General features: G+C 33.8%; 32 protein-coding genes and 1 pseudogene. All 33 read right to left on the bottom strand.

Annotated features, from left to right (window positions below; genetic code table 11):
• Nucleotides 1-32 precede the first annotated feature (32 nt).
• Nucleotides 33-1,334: a glycosyltransferase gene (locus B4E95_RS03540; protein WP_291089961.1), complete on the bottom strand. Its 1,302-nt coding sequence runs from the start codon at nt 1,332-1,334 to the stop codon at nt 33-35.
• Nucleotides 1,335-1,341: 7 nt separating this feature from the next.
• Nucleotides 1,342-3,987: a YfhO family protein gene (locus B4E95_RS03535; RefSeq protein ID WP_291089959.1), complete on the bottom strand. Its 2,646-nt coding sequence runs from the start codon at nt 3,985-3,987 to the stop codon at nt 1,342-1,344.
• Entirely contained in the window at nt 3,984-4,235 is a 252-nt protein-coding gene (locus B4E95_RS03530; protein ID WP_291089956.1) for a hypothetical protein, read from the bottom strand. The genes B4E95_RS03535 and B4E95_RS03530 overlap by 4 nt, the downstream gene beginning before the upstream one ends.
• A gap of 1 nt (nt 4,236) precedes the next feature.
• Nucleotides 4,237-5,307: a DUF6263 family protein gene (locus tag B4E95_RS03525; protein ID WP_291089953.1), complete on the bottom strand. Its 1,071-nt coding sequence runs from the start codon at nt 5,305-5,307 to the stop codon at nt 4,237-4,239.
• Nucleotides 5,308-5,537: 230 nt separating this feature from the next.
• Nucleotides 5,538-6,011: a 50S ribosomal protein L17 gene (gene rplQ, locus B4E95_RS03520; protein WP_171623156.1), complete on the bottom strand. Its 474-nt coding sequence runs from the start codon at nt 6,009-6,011 to the stop codon at nt 5,538-5,540.
• 12 nt (nt 6,012-6,023) lie between these two features.
• A complete protein-coding gene (locus B4E95_RS03515; protein WP_038335552.1) occupies nt 6,024-7,016 on the bottom strand; it encodes a DNA-directed RNA polymerase subunit alpha in 993 nt (330 codons plus the stop codon).
• A 22-nt stretch (nt 7,017-7,038) separates the two neighbouring features.
• Nucleotides 7,039-7,641, bottom strand: a complete 603-nt coding sequence (gene rpsD / locus B4E95_RS03510; RefSeq protein WP_114999018.1) for a 30S ribosomal protein S4 — start codon at nt 7,639-7,641, stop codon at nt 7,039-7,041.
• A 47-nt stretch (nt 7,642-7,688) separates the two neighbouring features.
• On the bottom strand, nt 7,689-8,078 hold the full coding sequence (gene rpsK, locus B4E95_RS03505) for a 30S ribosomal protein S11 (RefSeq protein WP_019974178.1): 390 nt from the start codon (nt 8,076-8,078) through the stop codon (nt 7,689-7,691).
• Nucleotides 8,079-8,089: 11 nt separating this feature from the next.
• Nucleotides 8,090-8,467 carry a 30S ribosomal protein S13 gene (gene rpsM, locus B4E95_RS03500; RefSeq protein ID WP_038335547.1) on the bottom strand — a complete coding sequence of 126 codons (378 nt, stop codon included), beginning with the start codon at nt 8,465-8,467 and terminating at the stop codon, nt 8,090-8,092.
• A 12-nt stretch (nt 8,468-8,479) separates the two neighbouring features.
• Nucleotides 8,480-8,596 carry a type B 50S ribosomal protein L36 gene (ykgO, locus tag B4E95_RS03495; RefSeq protein WP_013598490.1) on the bottom strand — a complete coding sequence of 39 codons (117 nt, stop codon included), beginning with the start codon at nt 8,594-8,596 and terminating at the stop codon, nt 8,480-8,482.
• Between the two features lie 75 nt (nt 8,597-8,671).
• Entirely contained in the window at nt 8,672-8,887 is a 216-nt protein-coding gene (gene infA, locus B4E95_RS03490) for a translation initiation factor IF-1 (protein ID WP_019974180.1), read from the bottom strand.
• A gap of 22 nt (nt 8,888-8,909) precedes the next feature.
• Complete coding sequence (gene secY, locus B4E95_RS03485) at nt 8,910-10,280, bottom strand: preprotein translocase subunit SecY (protein WP_038335544.1); 1,371 nt, start codon at nt 10,278-10,280, stop codon at nt 8,910-8,912.
• A 15-nt stretch (nt 10,281-10,295) separates the two neighbouring features.
• The gene (gene rplO / locus B4E95_RS03480; protein WP_038335541.1) at nt 10,296-10,751 is read right to left on the bottom strand and encodes a 50S ribosomal protein L15; all 456 of its coding nucleotides are present in this window, start codon (nt 10,749-10,751) and stop codon (nt 10,296-10,298) included.
• A gap of 30 nt (nt 10,752-10,781) precedes the next feature.
• Nucleotides 10,782-10,961 carry a 50S ribosomal protein L30 gene (gene rpmD, locus B4E95_RS03475; RefSeq protein ID WP_038335538.1) on the bottom strand — a complete coding sequence of 60 codons (180 nt, stop codon included), beginning with the start codon at nt 10,959-10,961 and terminating at the stop codon, nt 10,782-10,784.
• Between the two features lie 11 nt (nt 10,962-10,972).
• Nucleotides 10,973-11,494, bottom strand: a complete 522-nt coding sequence (gene rpsE / locus B4E95_RS03470; protein WP_038335536.1) for a 30S ribosomal protein S5 — start codon at nt 11,492-11,494, stop codon at nt 10,973-10,975.
• Nucleotides 11,495-11,510: 16 nt separating this feature from the next.
• The gene (rplR, locus tag B4E95_RS03465) at nt 11,511-11,864 is read right to left on the bottom strand and encodes a 50S ribosomal protein L18 (protein ID WP_291089950.1); all 354 of its coding nucleotides are present in this window, start codon (nt 11,862-11,864) and stop codon (nt 11,511-11,513) included.
• A 13-nt stretch (nt 11,865-11,877) separates the two neighbouring features.
• Nucleotides 11,878-12,423, bottom strand: a complete 546-nt coding sequence (gene rplF / locus B4E95_RS03460; protein WP_291089947.1) for a 50S ribosomal protein L6 — start codon at nt 12,421-12,423, stop codon at nt 11,878-11,880.
• A gap of 21 nt (nt 12,424-12,444) precedes the next feature.
• Complete coding sequence (rpsH, locus tag B4E95_RS03455; RefSeq protein WP_019974187.1) at nt 12,445-12,846, bottom strand: 30S ribosomal protein S8; 402 nt, start codon at nt 12,844-12,846, stop codon at nt 12,445-12,447.
• Between the two features lie 249 nt (nt 12,847-13,095).
• Nucleotides 13,096-13,692, bottom strand: a complete 597-nt coding sequence (locus B4E95_RS03450; RefSeq protein WP_291089944.1) for a hypothetical protein — start codon at nt 13,690-13,692, stop codon at nt 13,096-13,098.
• 118 nt (nt 13,693-13,810) lie between these two features.
• Nucleotides 13,811-14,080 carry a 30S ribosomal protein S14 gene (rpsN, locus tag B4E95_RS03445; protein ID WP_019974193.1) on the bottom strand — a complete coding sequence of 90 codons (270 nt, stop codon included), beginning with the start codon at nt 14,078-14,080 and terminating at the stop codon, nt 13,811-13,813.
• Nucleotides 14,081-14,086: 6 nt separating this feature from the next.
• Complete coding sequence (gene rplE / locus B4E95_RS03440) at nt 14,087-14,650, bottom strand: 50S ribosomal protein L5 (protein ID WP_291089941.1); 564 nt, start codon at nt 14,648-14,650, stop codon at nt 14,087-14,089.
• A 1-nt stretch (nt 14,651) separates the two neighbouring features.
• Nucleotides 14,652-14,966 carry a 50S ribosomal protein L24 gene (gene rplX, locus B4E95_RS03435; protein WP_291089938.1) on the bottom strand — a complete coding sequence of 105 codons (315 nt, stop codon included), beginning with the start codon at nt 14,964-14,966 and terminating at the stop codon, nt 14,652-14,654.
• Between the two features lie 9 nt (nt 14,967-14,975).
• The gene (gene rplN, locus B4E95_RS03430) at nt 14,976-15,344 is read right to left on the bottom strand and encodes a 50S ribosomal protein L14 (protein ID WP_019974196.1); all 369 of its coding nucleotides are present in this window, start codon (nt 15,342-15,344) and stop codon (nt 14,976-14,978) included.
• Between the two features lie 8 nt (nt 15,345-15,352).
• Nucleotides 15,353-15,607 carry a 30S ribosomal protein S17 gene (gene rpsQ, locus B4E95_RS03425; protein ID WP_019974197.1) on the bottom strand — a complete coding sequence of 85 codons (255 nt, stop codon included), beginning with the start codon at nt 15,605-15,607 and terminating at the stop codon, nt 15,353-15,355.
• Nucleotides 15,608-15,623: 16 nt separating this feature from the next.
• Nucleotides 15,624-15,812 (bottom strand): 50S ribosomal protein L29, encoded by a 189-nt coding sequence (gene rpmC, locus B4E95_RS03420; protein ID WP_038335494.1) that lies wholly within the window; start codon nt 15,810-15,812, stop codon nt 15,624-15,626.
• A gap of 22 nt (nt 15,813-15,834) precedes the next feature.
• The gene (gene rplP / locus B4E95_RS03415; protein ID WP_038335490.1) at nt 15,835-16,254 is read right to left on the bottom strand and encodes a 50S ribosomal protein L16; all 420 of its coding nucleotides are present in this window, start codon (nt 16,252-16,254) and stop codon (nt 15,835-15,837) included.
• A gap of 36 nt (nt 16,255-16,290) precedes the next feature.
• Nucleotides 16,291-17,013, bottom strand: coding sequence for a 30S ribosomal protein S3 (gene rpsC, locus B4E95_RS03410; protein ID WP_019974200.1), 723 nt, complete (start codon nt 17,011-17,013; stop codon nt 16,291-16,293).
• A gap of 4 nt (nt 17,014-17,017) precedes the next feature.
• Nucleotides 17,018-17,434, bottom strand: a complete 417-nt coding sequence (rplV, locus tag B4E95_RS03405; RefSeq protein ID WP_019974201.1) for a 50S ribosomal protein L22 — start codon at nt 17,432-17,434, stop codon at nt 17,018-17,020.
• A gap of 9 nt (nt 17,435-17,443) precedes the next feature.
• On the bottom strand, nt 17,444-17,722 hold the full coding sequence (rpsS, locus tag B4E95_RS03400; RefSeq protein WP_019974202.1) for a 30S ribosomal protein S19: 279 nt from the start codon (nt 17,720-17,722) through the stop codon (nt 17,444-17,446).
• A 3-nt stretch (nt 17,723-17,725) separates the two neighbouring features.
• Nucleotides 17,726-18,550, bottom strand: a complete 825-nt coding sequence (gene rplB / locus B4E95_RS03395) for a 50S ribosomal protein L2 (RefSeq protein WP_038335472.1) — start codon at nt 18,548-18,550, stop codon at nt 17,726-17,728.
• 15 nt (nt 18,551-18,565) lie between these two features.
• Nucleotides 18,566-18,850, bottom strand: a complete 285-nt coding sequence (gene rplW / locus B4E95_RS03390; protein WP_038335466.1) for a 50S ribosomal protein L23 — start codon at nt 18,848-18,850, stop codon at nt 18,566-18,568.
• Between the two features lie 10 nt (nt 18,851-18,860).
• Nucleotides 18,861-19,490 carry a 50S ribosomal protein L4 gene (gene rplD / locus B4E95_RS03385; RefSeq protein WP_038335460.1) on the bottom strand — a complete coding sequence of 210 codons (630 nt, stop codon included), beginning with the start codon at nt 19,488-19,490 and terminating at the stop codon, nt 18,861-18,863.
• Nucleotides 19,481-19,629 (bottom strand): annotated as a pseudogene (locus B4E95_RS03380) (50S ribosomal protein L3); the annotation flags it as partial. The gene rplD and the pseudogene B4E95_RS03380, both read right to left, overlap by 10 nt.

The raw sequence follows: 19,629 nt of genomic DNA, 5'->3' as shown, positions 1-19,629 counted from the left end.
ACTATAAATATTTTTATTCTACAAATATAGTATTAATTTATTTTTAAATTATTTATCACGTCAACCAACTTTTTAGTCAAGTTTTTACGGTTGAATTGTTGAACTTCCTCTTCGTTTGTTTCAAATTTTTGGTTTGGATTTTTCAACCATTGATTGTAAATCGAGAGAATATACGTTTTGATTTCATTCACTTGTTGATGATAAAAATAATCACCTGCTTTAGTTTTTTGAAGTATTTTTTCGACATCAGCATCTGCTGGACCAACTGCTAAAATTGGATTTCCAGTTGCCATATATTCGAATAATTTCCCTGGAATAATTCCTTTCGAAGCAACATTATCAAAATTTGTTAACAACAGAATATTTGCAGAATTAATCGCATTTAACGATTCTTGGTGCGAAACATATCCGCGAACAATTAAATTATTTTGTAAACCTTGTTCAAGAATTGATTTTTTGACATCGTCAGCCAAAGAACCATAAAAATTAAGTTTAAAATCTTCTTTGAATGATTGATTTTCGGAAGTTAATTCAGCTAAAGCTTTCCACAATGCAACAGGATTTCGAAGCATCTCTAATCCTCCTGAATAAGTAAGTTGAAAATGTTTTTGATCTTTTGTAATCGTTTGTTTTACTTCTTCAAAACCATTGGTAATTACTTCGACATGTTTTGCTCCAATTTTCTTGAAGTTTTCAGCATCTGCATAGCTTGTTGCCAAAACAACATCAGCTTTTTGCATTACCTCACGTTCCAAATCTTTGTGTTTTTTTGCAGCCCAAGAAGTTAATTTCAATTCTTTGTGATAACTAATTTGCGTCCAAGGATCACGAAAATCTGCTAACCATTTGAGATTTGGGAATTGTTTTTTCAGCTTCAAGCCAATTAAATGTAAGCTATGAGGCGGACCAGAAGTTACAATCGTATCTATATTTTCTTTCTGTAAAAAGTCTTTTAAATATTCTGCAGAAGGATTTACCCAAAACTTGCGCGCATCTGGAATAAAGAAATTTCCACGCACAAAAACCGACAATTTCGACATGAAAGATTGATTTTCTTTCTTCTCGAAATGTCCACCTTTGTAAGCTTTATTTTTTGGATTCAGTTTTTCTGCTAACTGGTATGGTTCCCAAATTTTATTCTTGACGATTTTAACTTTTGGATTAATGTCCTTGGATAATGTTTCATCAAGAATTGGATATGAAGGATTTTCTGGAATATAAACATAGGTTTCATATCCAAATTCAGGAAGATATTTTGTGAATTTCAACCATCTTTGAACACCAGGACCTCCCGCAGGAGGCCAGTAATAGGTGATGATTAATATTTTTTTCATTCTAAAATTAAGCCTTTTCAGCGGCTAAGTTTAAATTCTCTTTTATAGAACATTTTTTATATCCCAAATAAATACCTCCAGCCACAACGATTAAAAGTAAAATATTCGAAACAATCACAATTATATTTCCAGTAGAAATAACTTGTGGGTTAAATTCCATTACAATTGTGTGATTTCCTTTTTGTACGGGAACTGCACGCAAAACATAATTCGCTTTTTCGATCGGAACTTCTTTTCCATCAACCGTTGCAGTCCAACTGTGCGGGTAATAAACTTCTGAGAAAACAGCAATTTGATCTGTATTAGAAGAAGATTTATACGTCATCTTCATTGGTGAATAATCAACTAATTCAATTTTAGAATTAGCATCTGCCGAAACATTTAAGTTTTTATTCTCAACCAAATCTTTACGTAAAATAACGGTATGATCAACTGGTGTAGAATTTATCGCTAGGATTTCGTCATTGGCATTTTCTGTCCATTTAATATTCGATGCTAACCAAGCACTTCCCAAAGCTGTAGGATTTTGCTGCACTTGCGGCTCAGTTGGACTTCCATGAATAATGTATTTCGTATTCATCATATTCAATACATTAATCAAACCTGTTTCATCTTTGATTCCGTATTTTTTCAATTGTGGATCTTGCGAAAAATAGATATCCACAACATCTTGGTATTTTCCTAATTTCGCTGCATGATAACCACCAATTGAAGGAACAAAATATGAAGTTCCAGCTTCGTTAAACGTACTCAAAACTGTGTTGTATACACGAAAATGCGATTTATCTTGTTTTGAAATATTTGATAATAAATTGTTCAACGGAACTTTGTAAGCAATTTGCGCTACATTATTATTGTTCTGAGCTTCGGTTTGTAAACGAGGCGACATTTCTGTTGGGAAAGGATTGTCAACAATATATTTAGACACAAAATTATCTTCGTTCAAATATCTTTTATTCACCGTAAATCCATCAATAAAAGCCAACGCACCAATCGCTAAAATAACGATAATTGGTTTTTTGATAAACTTGAATAAATAAGCCAACAACAAAGCCATTGTGAACAAAACAAAAATCAATGTGCGAACTGTATCCGCTTTAAACATAGAAATTCTATCTTGAATTAATGCTTCATCTAATCGTTTTATTAATCCATCCCAAAGTCCGATTGCATTTGGATTTGCTTGCTGAATTTGTCCGATTAATTGTTCAGTCATTAATTTTTCATTCTCTGATGTAAATGGAAAAATCATTCCACCGAATAAGAAGAAAATAATTAGAATTCCGACTGTAGAACCACCAGCTATATAAAGTACTTTCTTTTTGAATTCATCTGATTCGTCAGAATTAAAGAAATAATATAAAGTCAAAATTGCTAAGAAAGGCATTGTAAATTCGGCAATTACCAAGATTGATGATACAGCGCGGAACTTATCATACATCGGGAAATAATCAATGAATAAGTTGGTAACGAATGGTAAATTTTTACCCCAAGCCAAAATGAAACTTAGAATCGTTGCTCCAACTAACCATTTTTTATAGGTCGCGTATTTTCCACGTACCATAAACATTCCGATAATAAACAAAAAAACGACTACAGCTCCCTGATAAGCTGGACCAGAAGTTCCTGGCTGATCTCCCCAATATGCACTTCTCGGTTGACTTGCCACAGCTTGAAAAACTTGCTGATTGAACTCGTCTTCACCAAGACTATATTGTGTATTTTGTAATTCGGATGTATAATTCTTTAAATCTTCTGGATTCGTTTGCGAACCACCACCCATCAAGTTTGGAATAAAAAGATTTAATGTTTCTAATTTTCCATAACTCCATTGTGTGATATAATCGTGATCTAATCCGTTTGAATTCTTTTTCAACAACGTCATTTCAGACTTTCCACGCGTTGTTTCTTTACTGTATTCGTAAGTTGACAATAGTCGATTTGCATTCAAACCTGCTGCAATAATTACAGCTACAACTACTAATGCAGATGATTTTAAGAAATCTGGTAATTCTTTTTTCTTTAAACTATCAATAAATTGAACAATTGCAAAAACCAACATCGCTAAAAACAAATAGAACGTCATTTGGATGTGATTGGCTTGTAATTGCAATCCCATAAACAAGGTTGTGAGTACAAAACCTGCAATATATTTTTTACGATACAATAAAAGAATTCCGGCAACCAAAGGCGCGAAATAACCAATTGTATGTAGCTTTCCGTTATGTCCGGCTGCAATTAACTCAAAATAATACGAGCCAAATGCAAAGAAAATTGCACCAACTAAAGCATATTGCCACTTTCTGAAAAGCGTTAATCCAAGTATAAAAAATCCTGTAAATAACAAGAAAATGTAATCTGCTGGACGCGGTAAAAATCTGAATGCGCCATCAATGGTTTTAATGATATCAAAACTATATTTCGCACCAGTTTGATAGGTTGGCATACCACCAAACATCGCATCAGACCAATAGACATTTTCGCCCGTTTTGTCTTGATATGTTAACATTTCTTGCGCACTACCTTTGTAGTTGATAATATCAGGCTGAATAACAGATTTTCCCGATAAAACTGGTGAACAATACACCAATGCAATCACTGCAAAAAGCATCAATGAGATAAGAACGTAGAGTAAATTCTTTTTATTTTTCATCCTTTTTTTTCTTCGATTATTTCGTAATCCACCGTTTCGGCGTCTATATTATATTTCGGTTTGTCGAAAGATGTGTTTGGTTTCGATTCGTTGTACGAATCATTTGAGTTTTGGCTCTGATTATAAGCGTTTCTTTGCTGATTAATTGCTTCTTGAAAAACTTTTTTTACAGCAAATACTTTTCTTAAAAATCTAAAAATAGTTAAGAAAATAATACTTAAAATTAGAACCCAAAGAATTGTTTTCATTTTAGTTAACTGTTGTGACAGTTGTAACCGACTCAGTCATCGTTTGTTTTTGACCTTGCGCTTCTACTGTACGTTTTAATGTTTCCTTTTTCGTTAAATTAACTTTGTTGATCCAACCAGATTTAGTGTCCAACAAAATTTTACCATCTACATTCGCACTACTATTCGCAGACATTGTAACACCTTGTTGCGACTCATTACCTTTCAAACTTTGCGTTCCATTTACAGTAATTGTCGTATTTGCAGGCTCAACACTTGATAAAGTTCTCTTCATTGAAATATTTCCTTTCATTGGACCTTGATCAATTTTTTGACTATCGCTCCAAGATTCTTTAAGCGCTAAAGTTTTGTTAGGGAAAATATTCATCGTTTCTTCAAACTGAGAAGAAATCGCTTGTTTGTTTAATGAATTGTCGATAATCTGTGTAAAGAATTTGAACTCTTCTGCAGAAACTTGTTTTTTCACAGAATTAAGAATTGAAGTTTTGATTCCTTCTAATCCATCAACGCTTACAACTTTTCCTTTCTGATCAACTTTCATTGTATACGTTTTCCCTGTCATCGCTTTGTAAATCGACCAAGAAACCGCAATATCTTTGTTCGCTGGTTTTACAGCATTTGTATCATACGAAATTGATTTTCCCGAAGGATCTGTCATTTTCTCGCTATATTGTTTAGATTTCACTTCTAATGTATACACACCATCTTTGAAATCTTTTACCGTATAATCAATTTGTTTTTTACTTTCACTTGACATTTTTTGAGATTGTTTCCCATCCGAAGCCGTGTGAGTTGTTTTGATTCCCAACGTCATTGGATAAGTTTTTCCTATCTCCAAATTGTATTTGTATGCATATTTGTCATCTGCACCTTTTGTTATTGCTACAACTTCTGACTCAACAGGCGTTTCAGCGACTTTCAAAGAATCTGTTGTTTCCGTTTTGGCAACTGTATCACCTTTTTCGTTCACAATTAATTCTTTTCCGTCTTTATCTTTTCCTACGACTTTATCATCTTTTTTACATGAAACAACTGTCATTGCGACAGCCATCATGAATAGTAATTTTTTCATATCAATTTTATGTTTGATAATTGGTTTATTGCCAAAATCAATCCAAAAATAAGGATTTTAGTTGATTTTTTAACATTAAGATTTTAAAACAATCATATCTAGAAAATTAGATGATTGAAAAGAATTTATTGTCAATCTAGAAAATTATAAAGTATTACAAATTGTCATAATTAATAAATACAAAAAAAGCCTCCCAATTTGGGAGGCTTTTCATATTATAATCGAATAGATTATGCTTCTTCTGTACTTTCAGTTTCAGCAGCTGGAGCAGCTTCTTCTGTTTTCGTACTTTTTCTACTACGACGTGTAGTTGCTTTCTTTTCAACTTTCGTGTTAGTGTAGATATCATTGAAATCTACTAACTCGATCATTGCAGTATCAGCACCGTCACCTAAACGGAATCCAGTTTTGATGATACGTGTGTATCCTCCTGGGCGATTTGCAATTTTAGGAGCTACAGTTCTGAATAATTCAGTTACAGCTTCTTTATCTTGTAAGTATGAAAATACAACGCGACGGTTGTTAGTATCGTCTGTTTTAGACTTTGTCAATAAAGGCTCAACATATGTTTGTAATGCTTTAGCCTTTGCTACTGTTGTGTTAATTCTCTTGTGAGTAATCAACGCTATAGCTAAATTAGATAATAAAGCTCTTCTATGAGAGGCAGTTCTACCTAAATGGTTAAATTTTTTTCCGTGTCTCATTTTTTAATAAAATTATTCTACGTCTAACTTATATTTTACGATGTCCATTCCAAAGTTAAGACCTTTGCTGTCCACCAATTCTTCTAACTCTGTAAGAGATTTCTTACCAAAGTTTCTGAATTTCATTAAGTCAGACTTAGCGAAAGAAACTAATTCGCCTAATGTTTCAACTTCAGCTGCTTTTAAACAATTTAATGCTCTTACTGATAAATCCATATCTACCAATTTTGTTTTCAATAATTGGCGCATATGTAATGCTTCTTCATCATAAGTTTCACCAGATGCAACTTCTTCCGCTTCTAATGTAATTCTCTCATCTGAGAATAACATAAAGTGGTGAATTAAGATTTTAGCTGCTTCAGTTAAAGCATCTTGAGGTGTTATAGAACCATCTGTTGTAATTTCAAAAACTAATTTTTCGTAGTCAGTTTTTTGTTCTACACGATAGTTTTCAATTGCATATTTTACATTCTTAATTGGAGTGTAAATGGAGTCAATTGCTATAGTACCGATTGGCGCAGAAGCCTTTTTATTCTCATCAGCTGGTACGTATCCTCTACCTTTTTCGATTGTAAATGTAATTGTTACGTTTACTTTAGCGTCTAAGTTAGCGATAACTAATTCAGGGTTTAAAACTTGGAATCCAGAAATAAATTTCCCTAAATCACCTGCTGTTAATTGATCTTGCCCTGAGATAGTAGCAGTTACAGTTTCAGCATCTGATTCATCAATTTGTTTCTTAAAACGAACCTTTTTCAGATTTAAAATGATCTCTGTAACATCTTCCACTACTCCTGGAATAGTTGAAAATTCGTGCTCAACTCCTTCAATTTTGATTGAAGTGATCGCATATCCTTCTAATGAAGAAAGTAACACTCTACGTAGAGCATTTCCAACTGTAATCCCGTATCCTGGCTCTAATGGACGGAACTCGAATTGTCCGAATTTAGAGTCAGACTCTACTAAGATTACTTTGTCAGGTTTGATGAAATTTAAAATAGTCATTTTATTAGTCTGATTTTAAGGTTTATTTAGAATATAACTCGACGATTAATTGCTCTTTAATATCTTCTGGAATTTGAACTCTTTCTGGAGCTTTTGTGAAAGTTCCTGATTTTTGTTCGTCGTTCCAAATTAACCAATCGTACTCGCTACGTGCGTGTAAAGAGTTTGTGATTGCAGTTAAAGATTTAGATTTTTCTCTAACAGCGATTACATCACCAGCTTTTAATTGGTAAGAAGGGATGTTCACGATTTCTCCGTTTACAGTTACGTGTTTGTGAGATACTAATTGACGTGCAGCACTACGTGAGTTTGCGATACCTAAACGGTAAACTACGTTATCTAAACGAGATTCACATAATTGTAATAATACTTCACCTGTAATTCCTTTAGAAGCATTTGCTTTTTTGTATAAGTTAGCAAATTGACGCTCTAAAATACCGTAAGTATATTTTGCTTTTTGTTTTTCAGTTAACTGAATAGCGTATTCTGATTTTTTAGCTCTTCTTTTGTTAGGTCCGTGTTGCCCTGGAGGATATTTCTTTTTCTCAAAAGATTTATCGTCACCGAAAATTGGTTGTCCAAATTTTCTTGCAATTTTAGTTTTTGGTCCTGTATATCTTGCCATGATTTGTTACTATTAAATATATTAAATAATTAAATTGAGAAAAATGATTATACTCTTCTCTTTTTAGGTGGACGACATCCATTGTGTGGTAATGGAGTAACATCAACGATTTCAGAAACCTCGATACCACCGTTATGAATTGTTCTAATAGCAGATTCACGACCTTGACCTGGTCCTTTCACGAATACTTTTACTCTTCTTAATCCTGCTTCGTATGCAACTGTTGTTGCATCTTGAGCAGCTACTTGAGCAGCGTAAGGAGTGTTCTTTTTAGATCCACGGAATCCCATTTTACCTGCTGAAGACCAAGAGATAACTTCACCGTTTTTGTTTGTTAAAGTAACGATAACGTTGTTAAACGATGCTTGAATATGAGCTTGTCCAGTAGCTTCAATAACTACTTTTCTTTTCTTTACTACTTTCTGATTTTTTGCCATGATCCTATTTATTATTTAGTGGCTTTTTTCTTGTTAGCAACTGTTTTCTTTTTACCTTTTCTTGTACGTGAGTTATTTTTTGTTCTTTGACCACGTAATGGTAAACCTAATCTGTGACGAATACCTCTTTGACATCCGATATCCATTAAACGTTTAATGTTTAATTGGATTTCCGATCTTAATTCACCTTCTACTTTGAAAGTTTCATTAATCGATGCACGGATTGCATTGATTTCTTCATCAGTCCATTCGCTAACTTTTGTATCTTCTGAAATGTTATTTTCAGCTAAGATTTTAGAAGCACTACTTCTTCCGATCCCGTAAATGTATGTAAGTCCGATTACCCCTCTTTTGTTTTTAGGTAAATCTACACCTGAAATTCTTGCCATAATTCTAAATAATTAACCTTGTCTTTGTTTAAACTTAGGATTCTTTTTGTTGATCACATACAAACGTCCTTTACGACGCACAATTTTACAGTCAGCACTTCTCTTTTTAATGGATGCTCTAATTTTCATCTTTGTAAATTTATTTATAATCCGATAGAGTTAACGTATCTACATTAACTCTACCACCAGTCGTTATTATTTCTTTTAGTATCTGTAAGATATTCTTCCTTTCGTTAAATCGTAAGGAGACATCTCTATTTTAACTCTATCACCTGGTAATAATTTGATATAGTGCATACGCATTTTACCAGATATGTTACATGTTACAACATGTCCATTTTCTAATTCGACACGGAACATTGCATTTGATAATGCTTCTGTAATCGTACCGTCTTGTTCAATATGTTTTTGTTTAGCCATAAATCTTTTTAATAAAATCTTATTAGATATCTCTTGAAGTTCTACCTGAAGACATTAAACCATCGTAACGGTGATTTAATAAATATGTATTAATTTGTTGTACAGTATCTAAGATAACTCCCACCATAATTAACATTGATGTACCTCCAAAGAACATTGCTAAGCTCTGTTCTACACCTAATAATTTTACAATCGCTGGCAAAACAGCAAGCAAAGTTAGTAAAATTGCTCCAGGTAACGTAATTTTTGATAAAATTTCGTCTAAAAAATTTGCAGTTTCTTTTCCAGGACGGATTCCAGGGATGATTCCTCCGTTACGTTTAAGATCTTCTGCCATTTGGTTTACTGGGATTGTGATCGCAGTATAGAAATATGTGAAGATAATAATTAGTAATCCGAAGATCAAATTATATTCCCACGTAAATGGATCTGCCATTTTCGCGAAGAATGCTTTTACTGGACTTCCTTCGTCTAAGAAATAGTTTGCCAATGTTCCTGGTAAAAACATAATTGCTTGTGCGAAGATAATAGGCATTACACCTGCTGCATTTACTTTAAGTGGAATATATGAACGTACAGAGTCTGTAACTGATCTCATATATGAACTACTTGAAGTTTGCGCTCTTCTTACATATTGTACTGGTACTTTACGCACCGCTGCAACAATCATAATACACATTGCAATAACTAGGATTAACCCTAACATTTCTATCAAGAAGAAAATACCGTTTGAAGGATCTACTTCAAATGCATTAAATATTGCTTTTGGTAAGTCGGCTAGGATACCAACCATAATTAAGATTGAAATACCATTACCTATACCTTTGTCAGTAATTTTTTCTCCCATCCACATGGCAAAGATTGTCCCTGTAATCAAAATGATTGTTGAAGGGAACCAGAACCAAAAGTTGGTTGGAGGAATTACATAGATAGCATATGAAGAAGTTGGATCGTAAGGTAAAATTTGAGAAGTTACCAATGTAAGGTATGCTGGTGCTTGCACCAAACAAATCCCGATTGTTAACCATCTCGTAATTTGATTTACTTTGTTACGTCCGCTTTCTCCTTCTTTTTGTAGTTTTTGGATGTAAGGTACTGCTAATCCCATCAATTGTATAACAATCGAAGCAGAGATATAAGGCATAATTCCTAACGCAAATACGGAAGCTCTCTTAAAAGAACCTCCGGTAAAAGAGTTTAATAATCCTAAAATTCCTGAATTTGCATTTTCTTGGTCTGCAACAAAACGATTAACCTCGTTAATATCGACACCTGGAAGTGGAATATGAGAACCGAATCTATAAACCAACAATAGAAGGATAGTTACAAGTAACTTATCCTTCAATTCTTTTATGCTCCAGATATTTTTTATGGTCTGTATAAACCCTTTCATCTATAAAATATATTCTTAAGCGTTAACTAATTCTACTTTACCTCCTGCTTTCTCAATAGCCTCTTGAGCTGTTTGAGTGAATTTATCAGCAGTAACATTAACAGTAGCTTTTAACTCACCACGACCTAAGATTTTAACTAAGTCATTTTTGTGAGCTAATCCTAACTGAACTAATGTTTCTTTATTTAAAGTATCTGTAATTTTGTTGTTATCAACTAATTGTTGAATTGTGTCTAAATTGATTCCTGTGTACTCAACTCTGTTGATGTTTTTGAAACCAAATTTAGGTAAACGTCTTTGTAAAGGCATTTGTCCACCTTCGAAACCGATTTTTCTTGAATAACCAGAACGAGATTTAGCACCTTTGTGTCCACGACCTGCTGTCAAACCGTTTCCACTACCTTCACCTCTACCTTTACGGAATTTATTTTGTACTGAACCAGCAGCTGGTTTTAAATTACTTAAATTCATTTTTAATAATTTTTAAAAGGTTAAAAGCGATTAAGCTCTTTCTACTACTACTAAGTGTGAGATTTTACGGATCATTCCTTCAATTTGAGGAGTAGATTCGTGCTCAACAACTTGATTCAACTTTTTTAAACCTAAAGCAACTAATGTAGCTTTTTGAGATTTATCACGGTTGATTGCACTACGTGTTTGTTTTACTCTTACTTTGCTCATTTTACTTTTTTTTAACCGTTGAATACTTTAGTTACAGAAATACCTCTTTGACGAGCAATAGTTTCTACAGAACGTAAGCTTAATAAAGCACGGAAAGTAGCTTTTACTGCATTGTGAGGGTTAGAAGAACCTTTAGATTTTGATAATACATCATGTACACCAACTGACTCTAATACCGCACGTACTGTACCACCTGCAATTACCCCTGTACCTTTTGATGCTGGACGGATGAATACTTGCGCACCACCGAAACGAGCTTCTTGTTCGTGAGGAATTGTGTTGTTAAATAATGGAACACGTACTAAGTTTTTCTTAGCATCTTCGATTGCTTTAGCGATTGCAGAAGCTACATCTTTAGATTTCCCTAAACCGTAACCTACAACACCATTACCATCTCCTACTACAACAATAGCAGAGAATCCGAATGCTCTACCTCCTTTTGTTACTTTAGTAACACGTTGTACTCCAACTAAACGATCTTTTAAATCTAATCCTGTTGGCTTTACTCTTTCTACGTTTTTAAATCCTAACATAATTTCTTTCTCTTTTTTAGAATTTTAATCCACCTTCTCTAGCACCATCTGCTAAAGCTTTGATTCTACCATGATATACGAAACCGTTACGATCAAAAACTACAGTTTCAATTCCTTTTGCAACAGCTTTAGCAGCTAATGCTTTTCCAACTGATACAGAAACTTCAGATTTTGTACCTTCTACAGCAACACCTTTTTCACGAGATGATGCAGAAGCTAAAGTTACTCCATTGTTATCGTCAATAATTTGAGCGTAAATTTCTTTGTTAGAACGGTAAACTGATAAACGAGGTTTAGTTTCTGTTCCAAAAATATTTCGACGCACGCGTCTTTTTATTTTTTGTCTTTTTTCTACTTTAGATAATGCCATTTTTCAATGATTTTTATGCAGATTTACCTGCTTTTCTTCTAATAATTTCTCCTACGTATTTAATTCCTTTTCCTTTGTAAGGCTCTGGCTTACGGTAAGAACGAATTTTCGCTACGATCATTCCTAATAATTGATTATCATGAGATGATAATGTAATAATTGGGTTTTTACCTTTTTCTGTTAAAGTTTCAACTTTAATTTCTGTAGGTAATTCAATAACGATATTGTGAGAGAAACCTAATGACAAATCTAATTTTTGTCCGTTGTTAGATGCTCTATAACCAACACCAACTAATTCTAATTGTTTTTTGAAACCTTCAGTTACACCAGTAATCATGTTATTGATTAATGAGCGGTATAAACCATGTAAAGCTTTGTTATCTTTAGAATCGTTTGGACGAACTACAGTTAAAACTCCGTCTTCGATTGTTAAATCAAATCCTTCTTTTAACTCTCTTGTCATTGTAATGTTGTTACCTTTTACAGTAACTACGTTATCTTTAAATTCAACAGTTGCTGCTGCAGGGATGTTGATATGTGCGTGTCCTATTCTTGACATAATTTCTTAATTTTTAAAAGATTAATAAACAAAACATAAAACTTCACCACCTACATTCTCTTGACGAGCTTGTTTATCTGTCATCACACCTTTAGAAGTTGAGATGATAGCAACACCTAAACCGTTTAATACACGAGGTAATTCTTTAGATCCTGCGTATTGACGTAAACCTGGAGTTGAAGCTCTTTTGATTTTACGGATAGCTGGCTCTTTAGTAACTTTGTCGTACTTTAAAGCGATTTTGATTGTTCCTTGAGGTTGATCTTGTCCTTCGAATTTGTAGTTCAAGATGTAACCTTGTTCAAATAAGATCTTAGTGATCTCTTTTTTAATTTTAGATGCAGGGATTTCCACTACTTTGTGTCCTGCCATCATTGCATTTCTAACGCGAGTTAGAAAATCTGAAATTGGATCTGTATACATAAATAATTCTATAGTATAGCGCGTAAGCACTACTTTTAAAATTAAACTTTTACCAAAATGCACTATGCATTTGGGTTGCAAATATATTGCATATTTTTTAATTACAAACTATTAATCTAAATAATTTATTTTTAAAGCGCTAAGCCGTAGGCAAAAAGCTTGTTTGATGGATGATTATTGAAAATTAATTTGATAAAAAACTTATTCAAAAATAATTTTTAAAATCAATTTAGAAATAATCATCTAAAATTATGATTTAGAAACGTTACGTCCAATCACAATTATTTTTAGTAAATAGACGATAAAACAAGATAAAGCCAAGGAAACTATACCAAAGAATACTAATAAACCTCCAGCAATTTCATATTTCTTTTTAAAATAGAAATCCCAACTATCCAATAACTTTACTTCTGAAGGAATAATTGTTTCAACAAAATCATCTGAATCATTTTTGAGTAAATAACTATTATCACTTGTTTTGATATAATAGTCATTTTGGATTTGCTGAATTTTTTTAACATTTGGTAATTGTTCCTGATCAGTCTCTAAGAAACAATTGTCAGAAGAATCTATAAAACTTAATTTTACATTGTCAATCAGTGGAACAGACCAATAATCTCCAATTCCCACATCAACATCTTTGATTGCCGAAACAATTCCGCTACCTATAAGTGCAAAAAAATAGAGACTGTAACAAAATACAAAAGGCGATAAAAGAGCAAATACAATTTTTCGTTTTTTCTTATTCTTAAAAAATGCACTAAATATTGTAAATACAAAAGCTAAAATACTTGCTACAATAAAGATGAAAATCAAATGAAATAGGATGACAAATAGTGGTCCCATAAATATATTTAGTCTGATAATACGTTGTGTAAATATAGCTAAAGCATGTATTAATACACAAAAAAAATCCTTACTCAATAAAGAGTAAGGATTTAATATTTCTAAAGCTATTGGTAAATTACCAAGACGCTTTTTTAACACCTGGGATTAACCCTTCGTTCGCCATTTCGCGGAAAGTTACACGAGAGATCCCGAAAGTTCTCATGTATCCTCTTGGACGACCTGTTAATTTACAACGGTTGTGTAAACGTACAGGAGAAGCGTTTTTAGGTAATTTTTGTAATGCTTCGTAGTCACCAGCTTCTAATAAAGCTTGACGTTTCGCAGCATATTTAGCAACTAATGCTTCTCTTTTGCGCTCACGCGCTTTCATTGATTCTTTAGCCATGACTTCTTATTTTTCTTTAGTAAATGGTAATCCGAATTTAGATAATAAAGCTTTAGCTTCTTTATCTGTTTTCGCTGAAGTTACAAAGGTAATATCTAAACCTTGAATTTTCTTGATTTTATCAATATTAATTTCTGGGAAGATAATTTGTTCTTTGATACCTAAATTATAGTTACCTCTACCGTCGAAACCTGTAGAAGAAATACCGCTAAAATCACGTACACGTGGTAAAGCTGCAGATACTAAACGGTCTAAGAATTCATACATCTTCTCACCACGTAAAGTTACTTTAGCCCCAATTGGCATTCCTTTACGTAATTTGAAAGCTGCTTCATCTTTCTTAGAAATTGTTCCTACTGCTTTTTGACCAGTGATTAATTCTAACTCTTCGATAGCGTAATCAACGATTTTTTTGTCAGCTGTAGCCGCACCTAAACCTTGAGATAAAACAATTTTCTCTAATTTAGGAACTTGCATAATAGATTTGTATCCGAACTCTTCTTTAAGAGCAGCTACAATCTCTTCTTTATATTTAACCTGCGGACGAGGTGTGTATGTTGTTGTACTCATCTTAGATAGCTTTTCCTGATTTTTTAGTAATTCTTACTTTTTTCCCTCCTTCTTCTTTGATCGCTACTTTCGTTGCTTTCCCAGTTTCTGGATCTACTAAAGCCAATTTACATAAATAGATTTGAGCTTCTTTTTCAACAACTCCACCTTGTGGATTTTGTGCGCTTGGCTTTACACGTTTTTTTGCAATATTAACCCCTTCAACGATAGCTTTAGCTTTGTCAGGGAATACGCGTAACACAGTACCAGTTTGACCTTTGTTAGATCCTGATAATACGACTACTTTGTCTCCTTTTTTAATTTTTAACTTTGCCATGTTGTTCTATTATAATACCTCTGGGGCTAATGATACAATTTTCATATATTCTTTATCACGTAACTCACGAGCAACTGGACCGAATACACGAGTACCACGCATTTCTCCTTGAGTGTTCAATAATACACATGCATTATCGTCGAAACGGATATATGAACCGTCTTTTCTACGAACTTCTTTTTTAGTTCTAACTACAACAGCTTTTGATACAGCACCTTTTTTAACGTTTCCTGAAGGTGTAGCTTCTTTGATCGCAACTACGATTTTGTCACCTACTGATGCGTATCTTCTTTTAGTACCACCTAAAACGCGGATTACTAATGCTTCACGAGCTCCTGTGTTATCTGCAACTTTTAATCTAGATTCTTGTTGTAACATAACTTATCTTATTTAGCTCTTTCAATGATTTCTACTAATCTCCATCTTTTGTTTTTAGACAAAGGACGAGTCTCCATGATACGCACTGTGTCACCTTCGTTACACTCGTTATTTTCGTCGTGCGCTGTATATTTCTTCGTTTTTAAAACGAATTTCCCATAGAATGGGTGCTTTTGCTTCTTAGTTTCAGCTACAACAATGGTTTTTTCCATTTTGTTTGATGTAACTAAACCTACTCTTTCTTTTCTTAATTTTCTTTCCATCAGTTACAGATTACTGTTATGATTGTTTTTCGTTTAACACGGTATTCAAACGAGCAATTGTTCTGCGTAAGTCTCTAATACCGATTGGATTTGCTACAGGAGAAACAGCGTTTGTCAATTTTAATTGATCGTAGTTCGCTTGTTCTTCAGCTATTTTAGCTTGTAACTCCTCAACACTTAGATTTCTAATATCTGCTGCTTTCATTTTTTCTTAATTTTTGAAATTATTAATTTTGGAAATCACGTGCAACGATAAACTTAGTCTTAACAGGTAACTTCTGAGCTGCTAAACGCAATGCTTCAGTTGCAACCTCTACTGGCACACCTCCTACTTCGAATAAGATACGACCTGGTTGTACAGGAGCTACCCAATATTCTGGTGCACCTTTACCTTTACCCATACGTACCTCTGCTGGTTTCTTAGTAATTGGTTTATCTGGAAATATTTTAATCCATAATTGACCCTCTCTCTTCATGAAACGAGTTGCAGCAATACGAGCTGCCTCGATTTGACGTGCTGTAATAAACGCTTCGTCTAAAGATTTGATCCCGAAAGTCCCGTAAGCTAATTGAGTTCCTCTGTGAGAAACACCTTTCATCTTACCTTTTTGGGTTTTTCTAAACTTTACTCTTCTCGGTGATAACATATCTACTTAATTCTTTATGTTAGTTGTTAAACTAAATTATCGCTTTCTATTATTAGATCTTTCACCTCCCTTTCTGTTGTTGTCAGATTTTTTTTGTTTTTTCTGTAATCCAACTAAAGGAGATAATTCTCTCTTACCATATACCTCACCTTTCATGATCCATACTTTGATCCCTAAACGACCGTAAGTTGTATGAGCTTCTGAAATGTGGTAATCAATGTCTGCACGGAATGTAGACAAAGGAATACGTCCATCTTTATAAGTTTCAGAACGTGCCATCTCTGCACCGTTTAAACGACCAGAGATTTGAACTTTGATTCCTTCTGCGTTCATTCTCATTGCTGATTGAATTGCCATTTTAATAGCACGACGGTAAGAAATACGATTCTCAATTTGACGAGCGATACTATCCCCTACTAAGATTGCATCTAATTCTGGTCTCTTAATTTCGAAGATGTTAATTTGAACCTCTTTACCAGTGATTTTCTTTAACTCTTCTTTTAATTTGTCAACTTCTTGTCCACCTTTACCAATAATGATACCTGGACGAGCAGTAGTTACAGTTACTGTAACCAATTTTAAAGTACGATCGATGTAAATACGAGAAACTCCGGCTTTAGACAAACGCGCTCTTAAATAAGTACGAATTTTTGCATCTTCTGCAATTTTATCACCGTAATCATTTCCACCGTACCAGTTAGAATCCCATCCTCTGATGATTCCTAAACGATTTCCGATTGGATTAGTTTTTTGTCCCATATTCTTAATCTTGTACTTTTTGTTTATCTTCTTTAGTTCCTAAAACCAAAGTTACATGGTTTGAACGTTTTCTGATTCTATGTGCTCTACCTTGAGGTGCAGTACGAATTCTTTTTAATTGACGTGCACTATCAACAGAGATTTCTTTAACATATAATCCAGCTTCTTCAACATCAGCTCCTTCGTTTTTGATTTGCCAGTTAGCGATAGCGCTTAATAACAATTTCTCTAAACGGATTGAAGCGTGGTTTTTAGTATATTTTAAAATACCTAAAGCTTTTTGAATTTCAACTCCACGGATAATATCTACTACTAATCTCATCTTACGAGGAGAAGTAGGAACATTATTTAATTTCGCAAAAGCTACCTGCTTGTTAGCTTCTTTGATTCTTTCGTTACTTAATCTTTTTCTAGATCCCATGGCCCTTTACTATTTTTTTCCTTTGTTTTTAGCTCCGGCATGACCTCTAAAAGTACGTGTAGGAGCGAACTCACCTAATTTATGACCTACCATATTCTCAGTAACATAAACAGGAATAAATTGCTTTCCGTTGTGTACTGCGATTGTTTGACCAACAAAATCAGGAGAAATCATTGATGCTCTTGACCATGTTTTGATCACGTTTTTGCTACCGCTTTCTACGTTAGCAAGAACTTTCTTTTCTAATTTATAGTGGATGAATGGTCCTTTTTTTAATGAACGTGCCATAAATTATTTTTTTCTTCTTTCAACAATATATTTGTTAGACGCTTTCTTCTTGTCACGAGTTTTGTAACCTTTCGCTGGAATACCGTTACGAGAACGAGGGATACCTCCTGTCGCACGACCTTCACCTCCACCCATTGGGTGATCTACAGGGTTCATAACCATTGGACGAGTTCTTGGACGGCGACCTTGCCATCTAGAACGACCAGCTTTACCAGAAACTTCTAACTGATGGTCTGTGTTAGAAACAACACCTACTGTTGCTTTACACTCCACTAAAATCATTCTTGATTCACCACTTGGTAACTTAACGATAGCATATTTACCATCACGCGCAACTAATTGAGCATAAGTACCTGCACTTCTTGCCATAACTGCTCCTTGCCCTGGACGTAACTCAATACAAGAGATCACTGTACCTAATGGCATATTTTTAAGCTTCATAGCATTACCTACTTCTGGTTCTACGTTTTCACCTGAAACAATTACTTGTCCAGCTTTCAAACCATTTTGAGCAATAATGTAACGTTTTTCACCATCTTCGTAAGATAATAAAGCGATGAATGCAGTTCTGTTTGGATCGTATTGTACAGATTCTACAGTTGCAGCACCTTCTTTATCACGTTTGAAGTCGATGATACGATATTTTTGTTTGTGTCCACCACCGATATAACGCATTGTCATTTTACCAGTGTTGTTACGTCCACCCGATTTAGATTTTCCTTCAACTAATGTCTTTTCTGGCTTAGCATTTTTATCTACTGCCGCAAATTCATTAACCACTCTAAAACGTTGTCCCGGGGTGATAGGTTTTAATTTTCTTACTGACATTTTTTAATTCTTAAATTATCCGAACAACTCTATTTCTTGACCTTCAGCTAAGCTAACGATCGCTTTTTTCAACTTATTTGTTTTTCCAGTTTGAAAACCTGTTTTTGTGTAACGAGTTTTTACTTTTGGAGCAGATACTAAAGTACTAACAGAAACTACAGATACACCGTAAGTTTTTTCTACAGCTTCTTTAATTTGAATTTTGTTAGCTTTTGTGTCTACATAAAACGAATATTGCCCTAACAACTCACTGTTATTAGTTGCTTTTTCTGAAATTACTGGTTTAATTATGATTCCCATTTTCTTCGTCTTATTTTGTTAAATTTTCTTGAACTGTTGCTAAAGAACCTTCTAAAAATACGATTTGAGAAGCATTAATTAAATCAAATACATTTAATTCCTCAGTTGTAACAACTTTAACTTTTTGTAAGTTACGAGAAGATAAATATACATTGCTATTAGATTCACCTAATACAAATAATGATTTTGTGTTCTCTAATCCTAAATCAGTTAAAACAGTTTTGAACTCTTTAGTTCTTGGTGCTTCGAAAGAAAAGTTTTCAACAACTTTGATTTCATTCTCAGCTAATTTTTGTGATAAAACTGATTTTTTAGCTAATCTCTTTTGTGCTTTGTTTAATTTGAAAGAGTAGTTTCTTGGACGTGGCCCGAAAACTCTACCTCCTCCTCTAAACACTGGAGATTTGATAGAACCAGCACGAGCTGTACCTGTTCCTTTTTGCTTTTTGATTTTACGAGTTGATCCCGCAATCTCAGCTCTTTCTTTTGCTTTGTGCGTTCCTTGGCGTTGAGCTGCTAAATATTGTTTAACTTCTAAGTACACTGTGTGTGTAGAAGGCTCAATTCCGAAAACTGCCTCGTCTAAAGATACTGTTCTTCCAGTTTCTTGACCTTTGATGTTTAATACTACTACTTCCATCTTCTAACGATTACGTATGAATTTTTAGGACCTGGGATAGCACCTTTAACAATTAAAAGATTTTTCTCAGTATCCACTTTAAGTACTTTTAAGTTCTGAACAGTAACTTGTTTACCACCCATTCTTCCAGCCATACGCA

Origin of the sequence: Empedobacter sp. UBA7494, assembly GCF_002478465.1 — a bacterium.
In the GTDB taxonomy this organism is placed as follows: Bacteria; Bacteroidota; Bacteroidia; order Flavobacteriales; family Weeksellaceae; genus Empedobacter; species Empedobacter falsenii_B.
Note: the sequence above shows the minus strand (reverse complement) of the source record. Positions and strands in the feature narration are given on the sequence as shown.

Excerpts from the sequence above, each read along its gene's own strand:
- rplP (WP_038335490.1), bottom strand. The coding sequence starts at position 16,254 with ATGTTATCACCGAGAAGAGTAAAGTTTAGAAAAACCCAAAAAGGTAAG.
- rplR (WP_291089950.1), bottom strand. The coding sequence starts at position 11,864 with ATGGCATTATCTAAAGTAGAAAAAAGACAAAAAATAAAAAGACGCGTG.
- rplB (WP_038335472.1), bottom strand. The coding sequence starts at position 18,550 with ATGTCAGTAAGAAAATTAAAACCTATCACCCCGGGACAACGTTTTAGA.
- rplX (WP_291089938.1), bottom strand. The coding sequence starts at position 14,966 with ATGGCAAAGTTAAAAATTAAAAAAGGAGACAAAGTAGTCGTATTATCA.
- rplN (WP_019974196.1), bottom strand. The coding sequence starts at position 15,344 with ATGTTACAACAAGAATCTAGATTAAAAGTTGCAGATAACACAGGAGCT.
- rplQ (WP_171623156.1), bottom strand. The coding sequence starts at position 6,011 with ATGAGACACGGAAAAAAATTTAACCATTTAGGTAGAACTGCCTCTCAT.
- rpsC (WP_019974200.1), bottom strand. The coding sequence starts at position 17,013 with ATGGGACAAAAAACTAATCCAATCGGAAATCGTTTAGGAATCATCAGA.
- rpsE (WP_038335536.1), bottom strand. The coding sequence starts at position 11,494 with ATGTTAGGATTTAAAAACGTAGAAAGAGTAAAGCCAACAGGATTAGAT.
- rplV (WP_019974201.1), bottom strand. The coding sequence starts at position 17,434 with ATGGGATCTAGAAAAAGATTAAGTAACGAAAGAATCAAAGAAGCTAAC.
- rpsS (WP_019974202.1), bottom strand. The coding sequence starts at position 17,722 with ATGGCACGTTCATTAAAAAAAGGACCATTCATCCACTATAAATTAGAA.
- rplO (WP_038335541.1), bottom strand. The coding sequence starts at position 10,751 with ATGAATTTAAGTAATTTAAAACCAGCTGCTGGTTCAGTACAAAATAAA.
- rpsH (WP_019974187.1), bottom strand. The coding sequence starts at position 12,846 with ATGTATACAGATCCAATTTCAGATTTTCTAACTCGCGTTAGAAATGCA.
- rpmD (WP_038335538.1), bottom strand. The coding sequence starts at position 10,961 with ATGAGCAAAGTAAGAGTAAAACAAACACGTAGTGCAATCAACCGTGAT.
- B4E95_RS03515 (WP_038335552.1), bottom strand. The coding sequence starts at position 7,016 with ATGACTATTTTAAATTTCATCAAACCTGACAAAGTAATCTTAGTAGAG.
- B4E95_RS03450 (WP_291089944.1), bottom strand. The coding sequence starts at position 13,692 with ATGGGACCACTATTTGTCATCCTATTTCATTTGATTTTCATCTTTATT.
- B4E95_RS03535 (WP_291089959.1), bottom strand. The coding sequence starts at position 3,987 with ATGAAAAATAAAAAGAATTTACTCTACGTTCTTATCTCATTGATGCTT.
- B4E95_RS03530 (WP_291089956.1), bottom strand. The coding sequence starts at position 4,235 with ATGAAAACAATTCTTTGGGTTCTAATTTTAAGTATTATTTTCTTAACT.
- rpsQ (WP_019974197.1), bottom strand. The coding sequence starts at position 15,607 with ATGGAAAGAAAATTAAGAAAAGAAAGAGTAGGTTTAGTTACATCAAAC.
- rpmC (WP_038335494.1), bottom strand. The coding sequence starts at position 15,812 with ATGAAAGCAGCAGATATTAGAAATCTAAGTGTTGAGGAGTTACAAGCT.
- rpsM (WP_038335547.1), bottom strand. The coding sequence starts at position 8,467 with ATGGCAAGAATTTCAGGTGTAGATTTACCTAAAAACAAAAGAGGGGTA.
- B4E95_RS03540 (WP_291089961.1), bottom strand. The coding sequence starts at position 1,334 with ATGAAAAAAATATTAATCATCACCTATTACTGGCCTCCTGCGGGAGGT.
- rplF (WP_291089947.1), bottom strand. The coding sequence starts at position 12,423 with ATGTCAAGAATAGGACACGCACATATCAACATCCCTGCAGCAGCAACT.
- rplW (WP_038335466.1), bottom strand. The coding sequence starts at position 18,850 with ATGGGAATCATAATTAAACCAGTAATTTCAGAAAAAGCAACTAATAAC.
- B4E95_RS03525 (WP_291089953.1), bottom strand. The coding sequence starts at position 5,307 with ATGAAAAAATTACTATTCATGATGGCTGTCGCAATGACAGTTGTTTCA.
- rplE (WP_291089941.1), bottom strand. The coding sequence starts at position 14,650 with ATGAGTACAACAACATACACACCTCGTCCGCAGGTTAAATATAAAGAA.
- rpsK (WP_019974178.1), bottom strand. The coding sequence starts at position 8,078 with ATGGCAAAAAATCAGAAAGTAGTAAAGAAAAGAAAAGTAGTTATTGAA.
- rpsD (WP_114999018.1), bottom strand. The coding sequence starts at position 7,641 with ATGGCAAGATATACAGGACCAAAAACTAAAATTGCAAGAAAATTTGGA.
- secY (WP_038335544.1), bottom strand. The coding sequence starts at position 10,280 with ATGAAAGGGTTTATACAGACCATAAAAAATATCTGGAGCATAAAAGAA.
- rplD (WP_038335460.1), bottom strand. The coding sequence starts at position 19,490 with ATGGAAGTAGTAGTATTAAACATCAAAGGTCAAGAAACTGGAAGAACA.
- ykgO (WP_013598490.1), bottom strand. The coding sequence starts at position 8,596 with ATGAAAATTAGAGCATCCATTAAAAAGAGAAGTGCTGACTGTAAAATT.
- rpsN (WP_019974193.1), bottom strand. The coding sequence starts at position 14,080 with ATGGCTAAAGAATCAATGAAAGCGCGTGAGCGCAAAAGAGAAGCATTA.
- infA (WP_019974180.1), bottom strand. The coding sequence starts at position 8,887 with ATGGCTAAACAAAAACATATTGAACAAGACGGTACGATTACAGAAGCA.